The organism is Flagellimonas ulvae, from assembly GCF_049333175.1.
Classification (GTDB): Bacteria; Bacteroidota; Bacteroidia; order Flavobacteriales; family Flavobacteriaceae; genus Flagellimonas.
This window is the reverse complement of the sequence record NZ_CP186325.1, coordinates 3,101,515-3,115,771: the sequence shown is the minus strand read 5'-3', so window position 1 is coordinate 3,115,771 and position 14,257 is coordinate 3,101,515. Positions and strand designations below refer to the sequence as shown.

Here is a 14,257-nt window from a genome sequence, read left to right as displayed (position 1 = left end):
TAGTTCGGTTTAGGGTGACTTTTTTTATTCAAATACATTTATATCAAGATAGAAGTTTGGGCATATAAATGCTCAATACCACGATAAAAGCAAAAAATCCAAGCAAAAGTGCCACTTCTTTTTTCGAGGGGGAATATACGACCTCCAAACCTTCATTAACCTTTCTCTTGATCAAGGCACTAACAACCGTGGCTACAACTACAGTAACTAAACAGCCGATGGCATTCCACCAGAACCAAAATACTTCAGGAACATACAACCACAGGTACATATTGAACAACACCCCTACCACAATTCCTATATTGGCGCCCAGAGCATGGGTTTTCTTGGTCATAATGGCCAACATAAATCCCGCAAGAATAGGTCCGTAAAAAACAGAACTCACCTTATTTATAACCTCAATTACAGTCCCCTCAATATTTCCTGCAAAAAACGCAAAGAACAAACAAACTACTCCCCAAAACAGGGATAGAAGTCTTGATGTTAGAACATATTTAGAATCGCTTATTTCCGGTTTAAACCGCTTTACAAAATCTTCCATAGTTACTGCCGAAAGAGAATTTACCGTTGAACTTAATGAGGACATTGCCGCCGACATGATAGCGACAATCAGGATTCCGATAATCCCATTAGGAAGGTAATTGATGATGAAAACCGGAACCATTAAATCGGCTTTTTTTCCTTCCAATGAATCGATATTGGCTTGATACACGGATTCCATCATTTCCTGAAAACCTAAGTCCTGGACCAACAAGGTACCTAGGACCAATCCCATGATACAATACGTAAGCGTCAACGGAAATCTAAAAAGTCCGTTGGCCAATAATAATTTTTTAATGGTAGGCATCCCTTTTGCAGAGAGCAGTCGTTGCGATTGGGTTTGGTCCGTACCATAATAGGACGCATACAAAAAGAATCCCCCTATGATCATGGGCCAAAAACCAAACTCGTCATTTTTATCAGCATTATTAAAGCCCCATTTGGTGAAATCCACCGCAGTGATACGTTCCTTATCCACATTGGTCAAGAAATTATCAAACCCTCCCAATTCGCTTATGCCATAGGCCAAACATATCACGATTCCCAAAAAGAGAATGATCATTTGGATAACGTCGCCCCAAATAACAGCTTTCATCCCCCCTTGAAATGAATAAATGAGTGTAATGACACCTATAATCAAAACAGAAATCCAGAAATCGACTCCAACAGTTGCCTGAAGAATCAAGGCCATCGTATACACCATCACACCGGTAGCTACCGAACGGCTAATCTGAAAAACAAAGCTTATCAATAACCTTGAAGAAGCATCAAAACGCTTTTCAAGATATTCGTAAATACTTACAATCCCGGATTTATATAGGGTTGGAATTAGTGCCACCATAAGAAAGGCCATGGCCAAAGGAACACCAAATTCGTAAGTGAGCCATTGCAGTCCACCGCCATCCTTGAGTCCAACAAATGCCGGCGCAGAAATAAAACTAATGGCAGAAAGTTGGGTCGCCATAGTAGAAAGGCTTAAAGGAAGCCATCCCATACTTCGACCTCCAAGAAAATAATCTCCTGAGCTTTTGTTTTCCTTGAAGAAATACCCAATGCCCAAGAAGGCAACCAGATATACAATAATAATGATGTAGTCAATGTAGTTCATTTAGGTAGTATGGGTTGGTTATACAACTATTCCTTCATCTGAAAGTATCAATCCGAATGCAATAAATCAATCAAAAGTGCTGCCGTCCAGGAGAAATTATTCCCTCCATATGCATTTGGATAATCCTTTCTGCAATCAAAATACTCATAGAAACCGTGGTTTGCAACAAGTTCAATTGAATCCTTCCTTACTCTTTCGGCCAAATCTTCAAATCCATAGCGTTTCAACCCTTGAAATACAATCCAATTCATATTTATCCATACAGGTCCTCTCCAATACTTCTTCGGATTGAATTTTTCGTGGGTAGGGTCAAATGATGCACATAAAAGTTTGCCTTTATCCCCAAACTTATTTGTAAGGGTGTCCACTAGCTTTGAAGCTATTTCCTTAGTTGGAATTCCTGCATACAAAGGTGTAAAAGAAGAAGATGAAATGTAAGGCAACAGTTTATTGGAACGTAAATCAAAGTGCAAATAGGCTCCTGAATCCTCATCAAAAAGTTTAGTGTTCATACTATCAATTCCCAAGCTATGCTTTGCCCGTAAGTAAGCTATTTTATCCGCTCCTCTATCCAGCAATCCATATAATCTAATCAATGCTTCGTTGGAACGTAACAACATGGCATTGAACAAGGAATCCTGGACAAGAAAAGGGGAATGTTCAGCAATTTTGGCATCATCATACCCGTGCTGTTTTGCTATCTCAATGATGTGCAGGTAATGATCGTACTCTCTTTTTGTGGGCCTTTGTGATGGGTCTACGTGCGTAGTGTCCCTACGTTCAAATTCGTAATCGGGCGAATCCATGGTAGGCCAAATGTCATCCCACATAGGGGAATTATCGGTTCCAGACTCCCAGTTGTGGTAGATATAGACCAAACCTTCATTATGTATATCCCGATTTTCATAAAAGTATACGTGATTATGGTAAACCTTATCAATAAGGTTATCCAAATGAGACAAAACGGTGCTTTTGTCCTCTGCAACATCATAGATGCGTTCCAAAACAAAACCCAAAACAGGAGGTTGTACCATTCCGGTTGAACGGTATTTTTTGGAAGCTTTTGGATGTAATTGGGATTGGTGAAAATCCGGCCCCGGAAAATAGGTGTCACTATCGTTATGGAATACAATGTGGGGAATGAAACCATTTTCCCATTGTGCATCCAACAGCGTATCCAATTCCCTTATTGCCTTCTGCATATGGTAATGGGCATACCCCAATGCAATGAATCCGGAATCCCATTTCCATTGAAAGGGGTATAATCCCTGTGCGGGAATAGTAAACCCATCTTGCCAATTGTTTTCTAAAACTTCTACAGCCTTTTTAATCAGGTTTTCTTTCATTAATCTGTGTTTATTTTGAGGGAATCCTAAAGCTCACTGAACGAACATAATAATTTTTTAGATGTTTTTACTTCTGGCATGGACTTTGGACTCTATCGAGTAACTTAGCAATACGGTATTTAACTTAAAATCTGACCTCAATGAAAAAGTTAGCTTTCCTCCTAGTTGTATCAATTATTTCGATTTCTGCTTTTGCGCAAACCAAAAGTTTTCTGGATGTTCCTTATCTAGAAACCTCTGCCCGTGTTGATACCTTGGTAACACCAGATAAAATCTACTTGAGCATTACCATTACTGAAAAAGATTCCAAGGGAAGAAAATCAGTTGAAGAACAAGAGAACAAAATGGCCCAGGCCTTTCGCTCATTAGGAATTAATTTGGACAAACAATTATTCATCAAGGATTTGAGCAGTAATTTCAAAAAGTATTTTTTACGCCAAAAAGACGTATTAAAGAGCAAAAGTTTTTCCCTTCTAGTGTATTCCGGAAAACAGGCAGGTGATGCTTTGGCCGCCTTAGAAAGATTGAAAATTGCAAATACGTATTTAGAGAAAACCGAGTACTCCAAAATGGATGCCTTAGAGCTTGAACTAAAATCAAAAGCCGTTAAAAAAGCAAAGAAAAAGGCAGATGCCCTTACCGCTCCGTTGAATCAAAAAGTGGGGAATGCTATCCATATTGTAGACAGTTCGCAGCCATATTATCCCAGAACTTATGCAAGACAGAAAATAAATGTGTATGCTGAAGCTGCTGTGGCTCAATCACCGGAACCTTTGGATGTTGATTTTGAACAAATCAAAGTAGAGACTTCCGTGAATGTAAAGTTTGCATTGTCCAATTAACAGAAGTTGGTTCGTCTTTTAAAAAAGACAACCATGAAAACCAATTTATTTTTTGCACTCTTAATGACCTTAGGTCTAAGTACACAGAACACTGTACAACTCGAAAAAAATCAGCAACCGCCCAAAGCCTCCTTGAGTGAGGTTGCATGGCTGGCAGGTCATTGGAAAGGTGAAGCCTTTGGCGGTATGACCGAAGAGATATGGAGTCCACCTCAAGGAAATTCAATGATGTTTGTTTTTAGACTAATGAATGATGGGGAGGTTACCTTTTACGAAATAGGACATATTTTAGAACGGGATGAGACGCTGATACTTCAACTGAAACATTTTAATGGTGACCTCAAAGGATGGGAAGAAAAAGATGAAACAGTCGATTTTAAGCTCGTAAAAATTGAAGGTGAAAAAGTGTTTTTTGAGGGAATGACCATCGAAAAAATAAACAAGAACCACGTTAACTTTCATGTTTTGGTAAGTGAGAGTGGGAAGGAAAGAAAGGTTGCCTTTCGGTATGAACGGGTGAAAACCTGAGTAAAACTGCTCGAAGTTTAGGGTTTAACCCCTAATCCAAGACAGACAAGGCTGTAATAACCATTCTCTCCAATTTCTTTGGGTCCGCATCTATTTTAGAGACCACTCTGAACCCATTGTAAAATGTGAAAAGCATCAACCCAAGGTCTTTGGCGTTTTTTGAGATATCGATTTCTCCTTGGTCAATTCCTTTTTGAATTACCGAAGTGAACGTCTCTGCTCCATTTTCCAAATTTTCACAAAGGATGTTATGAATGACTTCATCTCCAGGGATTAGCTCAGTTGTTGTGTTGACCACAAAGCATCCTTTTCTTGATGTATCACTCACTGTTTCTTGAATAGCAAAATTGAAAAGCTTTTCAAATGCCTTCTTTACCGAAGATTCACTTTCCAGAAGACCCTTAACCATGTTTCCAGATGAGTTGCAATATTCTTGAAACGCTTGATTGAATAGAGCTTCCTTACCACCAAAAGTATCATAGAGACTGGCACGATTTATCCCTAAATGAGACACCAAATCTTGAATGGAAGTAGCATGAAACCCTTTTTCCCAAAAGAGTTCCATAGCTCTATTCAATACTTCCTTTTCATTAAATTGTTTGGTACGTGGCATACACAAAAATAAGCTTATCCCACTAATAATGGATTGACATTTATACCACCGTCAATATTGTATTCGGCACCGGTGATAAAGGAGGCCTCATCTGATGCTAGAAAGTTTACCAAACTGGCAATATCCTCAGGCTGTCCAAAACGTTTTAGAGGAATTCTATCTTGCATGGCTTCGGCAAAACCGTTCAATTGCTCCTCAGGCATACCTGTTTTCCCAAAAATAGGGGTGTATACCGGGCCAGGATTCACCGAATTGATGCGAATTTTTCTTGGCGCCAACTCAGTTGCCGCCGTTCTTGTATACGAGTTCATTGCTGCTTTACTTGCGGCATAAACGGCAGTATTGGGCATACCTGTATAGGCATTGACTGAAGACAAGTTGATAATGGCGCCACCATCTTTAATAATGGGTAAGAACTTTTCAACGGTAAATACCGCTCCTTTAAAGTTGATTCCCATCTGATTATCAAACATTTCTTCTGTAATCTGGCCTACTGGTGCCGGAGCAAAAATGCCTGCATTAACAAATAGAATGTCAACCACACCGTGATTGTTTTTTACTTGAGCAACTAATCTGTCCAAAGCGTTGAGATCCTTAACATCAGCTACAACACCTTGAACACCTAGCTCATTTGCGGCAGCGTTTACTTTTTCTTCGGAGCGACCCGTGATAATTACATTAGCTCCTTGCTCTTTAAATTTTTTGGCTGAGGCATAACCGATACCACTATTTCCTCCGGTTACTACAGCTACTTTACCTTCTAGATTTCCCATTTTGATTTTATTTAGGGTTTGTTTTATTTTGGAATGTTCATTCCGATACAAACATATTCGTTTTAGAACATTCGTTCCAAATAAAAAATTGATTTTATCTTTGTTTTAACAAATCGGTTGGGGTTTTGTATCTTTCAAGAGACTAATTCCAACTCAAATGAAACCTTACTCTTTTCTCTTAGTTCTTTTATTCTTAATACCCAATAGTCATCAGGCACAACGACTTAAAAGGAATACTTCCGCTCCAAAAGTTGTTCTCCAGGATTCTATGTTTCATGGATTGAAATGGCGAAATATTGGCCCTTTTCGTGGTGGTAGAAGTGTAGCCTCCTCAGGAGTAGTTGGCCAATCCATGACCTATTATATGGGCTCAACGGGCGGTGGTATTTGGAAAACCGTGGATGACGGTATTACCTGGAAAAATATCTCCGATGGCCAGTTAAATACTGGAACCGTTGGTGCAATAGCAGTTTCAGAAAGCAATCCAAACATTGTGGTTGTGGGAATGGGCGAACATGCTGCTCGGGGAGTAATGACTTCTATGGGTGATGGTGTTTATAAGTCAACTGACGCAGGAAAAACTTGGAAACATATAGGTCTTGATGAAACCCGGCACATTTCAGATGTGATTATTCATCCTACCAATCCAGACATCATATTTATTTCGGCCCAAGGGGCTCAGTACGGTCCATCAGAACAACGAGGTATTTATCGTTCACTTAATGGAGGAGAAACTTGGGAACGTGTCCTTTTTGTAGATACGATTACCGGTGCTTCATCTTTATCCATGGATATGAAAAATCCTTTGATTTTGTATGCTGCCATGTGGCAACACCAGCGTTTTCCTTGGAAGATTGAATCTGGAGGGGAAAATTCGGGAATCTATAAATCCGTTGACGGTGGTTCTAACTGGGAACAACTAAAAGAAGGATTGCCCAAAGAGTTCGGAAAGGCAGGAATCTCTGTCTCCAGAGCCAATCCAGAACGCGTTTTTGCCGTAATTGAGGCAGAGGGGAAAAAAGGAGGTGTATATCGAAGTGATGATGCTGGAAAAAAATGGAAACAGGTCAACTCAAATCGAATCAATATAGCACGTTCTTGGTACTACATGGAGATTTTCGCGGACCCTCAAGATGAGAATATGGTTTACGTGCTTAATGCTCCTGTAACCAAATCCATTGATGGCGGCAAAACATTCACTCCGCTTCCGACACCGCATGGCGACAATCACCATCTTTGGATACATCCTTTTGATAACTCCAAGATGATAAATTCCAATGATGGAGGAGCTAACGTCTCCAATAATGGAGGAAAAAGCTGGAGCACCCAACAAAATCAACCCACATCACAGTTTTATCGGGTAATAACTGACAATTTGGTTCCTTATAATGTGTATGGCGGTCAGCAGGATAATTCAGCCATTGCCATTGCAAGCAGAACCAATGATAATGGAATTGACTGGAAGGATTGGTACTCCGTTGCTGGTTGCGAAAGTGCGTATTTGGCTTTTGATCCTGACAATCCAGAAGTTGTATATGGTGGATGCTATCAAGGCATCATTGAAAAGTGGGTAAAGGCTTCCAGAGAAGGTAAACCTATTAAAGAATATCCCGAATTAGGTTTGGGCAAAGTGCCCAAGGACTTTAAGTTCAGGTATAATTGGAATGCGCCTATTATCAGTTCACCCCACGATAGAAATACCATTTATCACGCTGGAAATGTAGTATTCAAAACCCAAGATGGTGGACAAAGCTGGGAGGTTGTGAGTCCGGATTTAACCAGAAACGAAAAAGAAAAACAAGGCCCCGGGGGTGGACCTTATACCAATGAAGCCGCGGGAGGCGAGAACTATAATACCATCATGTATTTGGTGGAATCCCCCCACGAAGAAGGCGTTCTCTATGCCGGAACAGACGACGGTCTATTGCACATTACCAAGAATGGTGGGGATAACTGGGAAAACATTACTCCTCCCAATATCGGAGCAGGTATAATAAACAGTATAGAGGTTTCCCCTCATAATCCAAGTACTGCTTACGTTGCCGTAATGCGATATAAATCCATGGATTTAAAACCGTACGTTTTCAAAACAACCAATTATGGTACAACTTGGACAAAAATCACGGAAGGTATTAAAGACAAACACACTTTTGTGCGAGCGGTTCGGGAAGATAAAAAGCGAAAAGGACTTTTATATGCGGGAACAGAAACCGGACTCTACATTTCGTTTGATGATGGTCTGAACTGGCAAAAGTTCCAATTGAATCTTCCGGTGGTTCCCATCAATGACCTTATCATTCAAGATAATGACTTGGTAATCGCTACGGCAGGTCGCTCTTTTTGGATTCTGGATGATTTGTCCACTTTGCAAACTATAAATGGTAATGAAAACAGCCTCACCTTGTTTCAACCCAAGGATACCTATCGTATTTTTGGAGGCAGTCCTGAAAAGCCGGTTCCAGGATTAGGGCAAAATCCAAAATCCGGAGTAATCTTTGATTATTACCTACATAAGGATGCAGATTCTTTGGATTTAAAACTTGAAGTGGTTCAGAATGGAAAGGTCATCAGAACTATCAACAACAAAAAGCCCAAGGATTTCAAGTCATGGCCTGGAGGACCACCAAAACCTGCAGTGCTCCCATCAAAAAAAGGATTCAATCGATTTGTATGGGATTTTAGAAAAAATCAGATTCCCTCAATAGATAAAGTTTTTGTTTTTGGAAATTACAACGGTTCAAGAGTAGAACCTGGTTCATATACTTTACGACTTACTTTGGAGGACCAAACCGTTGAAACCGAAGCCAAGGTTCTCGCAAACCCAAAAATAAATGCGACCCCAGCAGATTACTCCGAGCAACAGCAGATTCTAAATCAGATTGAGAATGCCATTACCTCCATGCATAAAGCCGTGAACCAAATGCGTTCAGCTAAAAAACAGCTCTTGGCTTATGACGATTTATTAAAGGACAATGAAAATGCAAAAGAACTTGTCAAACTCGGTGATTCTCTGGTAAAAAGAATCAAAACTTGGGAAGAAAAGCTTATCCAGCCCAATCAAAAAACATTTCAGGATGTCATTAATTTTCACAATCAGTTAAATGCGGATTTCATGCATCTTAAAGGATTTGTGGATACTGCAGAGCCTAAAGTTACAGAAGGTGTCAAGGAACGTTTGAATGACCTTTTAGGTAAATGGAACACATTTGAAAATGAAAAGAAAGCTATTGTGGATAACGAAATGGCCAAGTTCAACAGTCTTTTTCAAGAACTTAAACTACCTGCCCTTCTTTTGAAAGAATAGCTCATATAGATGCAAAAACCGTTTATTGCGGATAAGGAATATATAGGGAAGGATTATTCGCAAGTACCTCTTCCAAAGGCAGAATATGAAAATTGTGTTTTTCGCAATTGCATATTCTCCAATGGTTTTTTAGACAATCAAACCTTTATGGAATGTGAGTTTATAGACTGTGATTTAACCAATGCCAATATTAAACACACAACTTTTAAGGAATGCTCTTTTTCAGATTCCAAATTAATCGGGCTTCGTTTTGAAGATTGTGATACGCTGTTCTTATCTATGGGTTTTACCAATTGCAATCTTGGTTTTGCTTCTTTTTTTGAGCTTTCCCTACCAAAAACTTTTTTTGGAGAATGTAGTTTTGAACAAACCGATTTTACCGAAACCAACCTTACCGCATCCACATTTCACAATTGCAATTTAGAAAAGGCTGTTTTTCATCAAACTGTTTTAGAGAAAGCGGATTTTACTACAGCGTTCAACTTTACTATTGACTTAGAAAAAAATCACCTTAAAAAAGCACGGTTCAGCAAGGAGAACAGTATTGGTTTATTAAAAAAATACGATATTGTGATTACCTAAATCTTAAACATGTTGGAAAAAGCCTGCTTGGAATGTGGCGAGAAAGTAGTTGGCAGGGTAGATAAAAAATACTGCTCGGACCACTGCAGAAACAGCTACAACAACCGATTGAACAAGGATAGCAAGAACTTGCTAAGAAACATCAACAATAAACTCCGAAAAAATTACAGAATACTGAGTGGACATACTCTAAAGGATGGTAAGACCACGACCACCAAAATGAAACTCATGGATAAAGGCTTCGACTTTGAGTACTTTACCAATTTGTACACTACCAAAAAAGGCACTACATATTACTTTCTATATGATTTCGGATATCTCCCTTTGGAAAATGATAGATTTATGATAGTGAAGCGAGAATAGTTAGACTATTTCCAGTTTTGCGCATTTAGTTTCAATGCAGCAATAACAATATCCTTTCTACTTATTTGTCCAACTAGAATGTCATTTTTCATGACTGGAAGTCTACGTCTATTGTGTTTATCAAATACACCCGCCGCATCAAATATGCTCATATCGTGGGGTATGGTCTGTACATTTTTTGTCATGTACTTCTCTACACTCTTATCTAAAATTGGTTGATTGAAGTAGCGACTTTCTGAAATTTGCTTCATACAATCCGCTTCAGAAATAATCCCTACTAAGAACCCATTTTTATCCATTACCGGTCCACCTGATATATGGTGTTTGGCAAAAGCTTCCATTACTTCCAATATGGATTGTTCTGGTGAGAACGTAATCAATTTTTTGGTCATATAATCCTCTACCAAAATGGGCGCATTGAATTCTTTCTTTCCAGAATCTTTTGATCGGACTCCTTGAAAACTCTTGATTCCCATAGGGTTACTTTTTAGGGTTGAATATTAAATATAGGAAAATTCCGCGAATTTTTTAAATTTTTAAGGCATAATATGAGAACCTTTCATAATTTCATAAATTTAGCCATCAACATAGCTTCCCATGAAACTGTCCAAATCTTTAGCCTTTTTATTAATGCTTTTAGCAATATATTGGAGCTTTAGGTCACTTATGCCCCAATATGAAAATGACATTGATATCACTTCTTCAGAATTTTCTACAGACCGTGCTCTAATTCATGTGGAGAATTTATCAAAAGAACCTCATGCAGTAGGTTTTCAAGGACATCAAAGGGTAAGAGCTTACATTATTTCGGAGTTAAAAAAACTTGGTCTAGAAACATCCCTACAGGAGGGTTACGTTCTTGGTGATCATTCAACATTAACTAAGGCCACTAATATTTTAGCTCGCATTGAAGGCACTACCAAAGGAAAAGCCCTGCTCTTATTGTCCCATTATGATAGCCATCCTCACTCCTCCTATGGAGCAAGTGACGCTGGAAGTGGTGTAGCCACAATCTTAGAGGGTATACGGGCATATCTGGAAAAAGACAACGTCCCTAAAAATGATATCATCCTACTAATTACAGATGCGGAGGAACTTGGTCTAAACGGAGCAGAACTTTTTGTGAATGAGCACCCTTGGGCTAAAGATGTGGGACTGGTGCTGAACTTTGAGGCACGTGGTAGCGGAGGGCCAAGTTATATGTTGGTAGAAACCAATAGAGGGAATGCAAGGTTAATTGATGAGTTCATAAAGGCGAACCCCAAGTTCCCAGTTGCCAACTCATTGGCTTACAGTATTTATAAAATGTTGCCCAATGATACAGATTTAACTGTTTTTAGAGAAGACGAAGATATCGAGGGGTTCAATTTTGCCTTTATTGATGATCACTTTGATTACCACACGGCATTGGATATTCACGACCGATTGGACAAAAAAACACTGGCTCATCAAGGTTCTTACTTAATGCCTTTATTGAATCATTTCAGTCAAGCTGACTTAACCAATCTTAAGAGTCTAAACGACTTAATTTATGTAAATCTTCCGTTTTACGGGCTCATTGCTTATCCATTCGAATGGATTTTTCCCATGCTATGGATTGTGAGTCTGTTGTTTGTAGGATTGCTTATATATGGATTTAGAAAAAAGCAACTCTCTACGCAGGGAATTCTGAGGGGAACATTGCCAGCCCTAATTGTTCTTGTCATTAATGGTGCTTTTGGATATTTTGCATGGACGGCCATTACTTGGTGGTATCCTGGGTTCAAAGATATGTTGCATGGCTTCACGTACAATGGCCATACCTATATCGCGATTTATACGCTACTGTCATGTGCGGTTTGTTTTTGGGTCTACCACAAATTCAGAAAGACAAAAATCCAAGACCTATTAGTATTTCCCATTTTTCTATGGATTACTATTTGTTGGTTGGTCGCCTTTTATTTGGAAGGTGCCAGTTTTTTTATAATTCCAGTGTTTGGAGTTCTCGCAGCATTGCTTGTCATAATGAAGCAAGAAGAACCTAACCCTTTTCTATTGGTTTTTTTGAGTCTGCCAGCGATTTTCATTTATGCCCCCTTTATTAAAATGTTTCCCGTAGGTCTTGGATTGAAAATGCTAATGGCTTCTACATTGTTCTGCACCCTATTGTTCTTTTTGACACTTCCTTATGTAGCTCAATTAAAGAGCAAGAACAGATTTGCTTACCTACTCCTATTCCTGTTCATCATTTTTAGTATCTCGGGGCATATTCAATCCGATTTTACAGAAGATAGACCAAAGCCCAGTAGTTTAATGTATGTTCATGATATTGATAAGGACGAAGCCATCTGGGCCACCTATGATCATTCCCTCATTGAGTGGAACAGCCAGTATTTGGGAAGAGACAAAAAAGTACCGGAGCCAAATGAATTTAGAACCATTCCCAGTAAATACCGCTCTAATTTTACCTATGTGAATAACACACAGAAAAAAAACATTGAGCTCCCTATTATAGACACTGTTACAGATACAATTATAGGAAATGAAAGAGTTTTGGAGCTATGTTTTACCCCAAAAAGGGATATAAACCGGTTGGATGTTTATACAAATGCGATACAGCTAAACTCTGCCAAAATAAATAACCTTCCCTTTTCAAGCTATTATCTGGAAAAGAGAAAAAGACGCTTGGCTACTCATTTTGTAAGCGATAACGACTACACAGAATTGGAACTCAGTTTTCCTAAAGATTCTGTTTTGGAGCTTACATTTTATGAATCCAGCAATGATTTGTTGACCAACTCGTTGTTTACAATCCCCGAACGACCAAAAAACAGTATTCCAATGCCTTTTGTATTGAATGATGCCATTTTGCTCATAAAAACCCTAAAGTTTGAATAAATCTATTGGTGTATTAGGATGCGGTTGGTTAGGATTCCCCCTAGCTAAGGAATTAGTAAACTTGGGATATGAGGTTCATGGAACTACAACCTCTGCATCAAAAATGGAATTGCTAAAGCATAGCGGTATTGAACCCTATCAAATAGCCCTTCACAGTGATTCTATTCAGGGTAAAATAGAAGATTTCCTGAATAAGGTTAAGATTCTCATCATCAACGTACCTCCTCGTCTAAGAAAATCAAACGCTGAAAGCTATGTTGAAAAAATGAAGCGCCTCCATTCAAAATTAATGGGCAGTTCAGTTGAAAACATTGTTTTTGCTAGCAGCACTTCGGTCTATGGAAATATTACAGGCGAAATAACAGAGGATAGCACACCTCAACCCTTTACCGAATCTGGAAAACAGTTATTGGTTTGTGAAAACCTGTTTAAAGAGGACCAAAAATTCAAAACAACCATCATCCGTTTTGGTGGTCTGATTGGGCCTACAAGACACCCGGTCACCATGCTCTCCAATAAAAAGGGGTTGACGAATGGAAATGACCCGGTGAATCTTATTCATCTTGATGATTGTATCCATATTATCCATACCATTATTAAGAATGAATATTGGGATGAGATCTTTAATGCGGCCTATCCATTACATCCCACAAAAAAGGAATACTATACCCAAGAAGCCATAAAAAGAAACCTCCCAATACCGGGATATGAGGCTACTTCATCCAAAAGTGTTCGTGGAATTGTAAAAAGTAGGAATTTCATTAACAAATCCCATAAATTTTTCACTTCAATAGTCTCTTAATTGACCACAGAAAATTGACATTTCGCAACAATTAAGATAATTTTAAGTTAACAAAGCGCTGATTACAAGTAAGTTAACTTGAGTTATACCTACTTTTACACCAGATTAAGTGATAAAGCAATGGGAAATTCAAGATTAGCGATAAGAATCTTGATGGAGATGGAGAATTTGATTACAAAAAGTAGTGCAAACCCCAACATAACCTCAAGATGTCAAGACTTTCATAAGTCGATTTTAAGAAAACACTACAATGCAGCAGATGTCGAAATAGATTATAATCGGCATCGAATAAAAATGGATGTGGTACTAAATGATATGGAGTACGACCCCAAAACCATAAACACGGTTGTTTCCACAATGCCAGTCAACCTTTTTTATGAACAGCTTACCACTTTTCTAAAATCCTGTCTTGCACAGGATGTAAAAAGTTTAGCATTTTATGCCCGATTGCTCAAACAATATTCCAATAAGGACATCACTTTCATGGCCATATAGGCATTAAAAGAAAGACGTTTCCTCTTAAAAAGGACAACTGCTCTGTCTTTACTTGTTCTTTAACAGAGGTATACCAATAATTTT

The 14,257-nt window shown here is 38.8% G+C and carries 13 protein-coding genes; 8 read left to right on the top strand and 5 right to left on the bottom strand.

Translation table 11 applies throughout. The features are described 5' to 3' along the window. Nucleotides 1-43: 43 nt before the first annotated feature. Together ACOKFD_RS14360 and ACOKFD_RS14355 are read right to left on the bottom strand one after the other, a co-directional pair. Entirely contained in the window at nt 44-1,648 is a 1,605-nt protein-coding gene (locus tag ACOKFD_RS14360; RefSeq protein WP_422858538.1) for a sodium:solute symporter, read from the bottom strand. Between the two features lie 47 nt (nt 1,649-1,695). Beyond that, the gene (locus ACOKFD_RS14355) at nt 1,696-2,994 is read right to left on the bottom strand and encodes an MGH1-like glycoside hydrolase domain-containing protein (RefSeq protein ID WP_422858537.1); all 1,299 of its coding nucleotides are present in this window, start codon (nt 2,992-2,994) and stop codon (nt 1,696-1,698) included. A gap of 140 nt (nt 2,995-3,134) precedes the next feature. Between ACOKFD_RS14355 and ACOKFD_RS14350 the strand changes: the two genes are divergently transcribed. Together ACOKFD_RS14350 and ACOKFD_RS14345 are read left to right on the top strand one after the other, a co-directional pair. Beyond that, nucleotides 3,135-3,836, top strand: coding sequence for an SIMPL domain-containing protein (locus ACOKFD_RS14350; protein WP_298995328.1), 702 nt, complete (start codon nt 3,135-3,137; stop codon nt 3,834-3,836). A 33-nt stretch (nt 3,837-3,869) separates the two neighbouring features. Next, nucleotides 3,870-4,364, top strand: coding sequence for a DUF6265 family protein (locus tag ACOKFD_RS14345; RefSeq protein WP_422858536.1), 495 nt, complete (start codon nt 3,870-3,872; stop codon nt 4,362-4,364). Between the two features lie 31 nt (nt 4,365-4,395). Here the strand turns inward: ACOKFD_RS14345 and ACOKFD_RS14340 are convergent, their stop codons facing one another. Next, nucleotides 4,396-4,977 carry a TetR/AcrR family transcriptional regulator gene (locus tag ACOKFD_RS14340; protein ID WP_422858535.1) on the bottom strand — a complete coding sequence of 194 codons (582 nt, stop codon included), beginning with the start codon at nt 4,975-4,977 and terminating at the stop codon, nt 4,396-4,398. A 14-nt stretch (nt 4,978-4,991) separates the two neighbouring features. Beyond that, entirely contained in the window at nt 4,992-5,750 is a 759-nt protein-coding gene (locus ACOKFD_RS14335; protein WP_422858534.1) for an SDR family NAD(P)-dependent oxidoreductase, read from the bottom strand. Between the two features lie 157 nt (nt 5,751-5,907). Here ACOKFD_RS14335 and ACOKFD_RS14330 point away from each other — a divergent pair, with 157 nt between their 5' ends. Genes ACOKFD_RS14330 through ACOKFD_RS14320 form a run of 3 tightly spaced genes read left to right on the top strand, consistent with a single transcriptional unit; the run spans nt 5,908 to nt 9,999 of the window. Beyond that, entirely contained in the window at nt 5,908-9,054 is a 3,147-nt protein-coding gene (locus ACOKFD_RS14330) for a VPS10 domain-containing protein (RefSeq protein ID WP_422858533.1), read from the top strand. 9 nt (nt 9,055-9,063) lie between these two features. Continuing rightward, nucleotides 9,064-9,636, top strand: a complete 573-nt coding sequence (locus tag ACOKFD_RS14325) for a pentapeptide repeat-containing protein (RefSeq protein WP_422858532.1) — start codon at nt 9,064-9,066, stop codon at nt 9,634-9,636. A 9-nt stretch (nt 9,637-9,645) separates the two neighbouring features. Beyond that, nucleotides 9,646-9,999: a hypothetical protein gene (locus tag ACOKFD_RS14320; protein ID WP_298995346.1), complete on the top strand. Its 354-nt coding sequence runs from the start codon at nt 9,646-9,648 to the stop codon at nt 9,997-9,999. A gap of 5 nt (nt 10,000-10,004) precedes the next feature. Here the strand turns inward: ACOKFD_RS14320 and ACOKFD_RS14315 are convergent, their stop codons facing one another. Further along, nucleotides 10,005-10,475: a CBS domain-containing protein gene (locus ACOKFD_RS14315; RefSeq protein ID WP_298995348.1), complete on the bottom strand. Its 471-nt coding sequence runs from the start codon at nt 10,473-10,475 to the stop codon at nt 10,005-10,007. 121 nt (nt 10,476-10,596) lie between these two features. Between ACOKFD_RS14315 and ACOKFD_RS14310 the strand changes: the two genes are divergently transcribed. The 3 genes from ACOKFD_RS14310 to ACOKFD_RS14300 all read left to right on the top strand — a co-directional run bounded on the left by ACOKFD_RS14310 (nt 10,597) and on the right by ACOKFD_RS14300 (nt 14,173). Next, nucleotides 10,597-12,876: a M28 family peptidase gene (locus tag ACOKFD_RS14310; RefSeq protein WP_422858531.1), complete on the top strand. Its 2,280-nt coding sequence runs from the start codon at nt 10,597-10,599 to the stop codon at nt 12,874-12,876. Next, nucleotides 12,869-13,678, top strand: a complete 810-nt coding sequence (locus ACOKFD_RS14305) for an SDR family oxidoreductase (RefSeq protein WP_422858530.1) — start codon at nt 12,869-12,871, stop codon at nt 13,676-13,678. Before ACOKFD_RS14310 ends, ACOKFD_RS14305 begins: the two co-directional genes overlap by 8 nt. Before the next feature lie 120 nt (nt 13,679-13,798). Next, nucleotides 13,799-14,173: a hypothetical protein gene (locus ACOKFD_RS14300; RefSeq protein ID WP_298995356.1), complete on the top strand. Its 375-nt coding sequence runs from the start codon at nt 13,799-13,801 to the stop codon at nt 14,171-14,173. Nucleotides 14,174-14,257 lie beyond the last annotated feature (84 nt).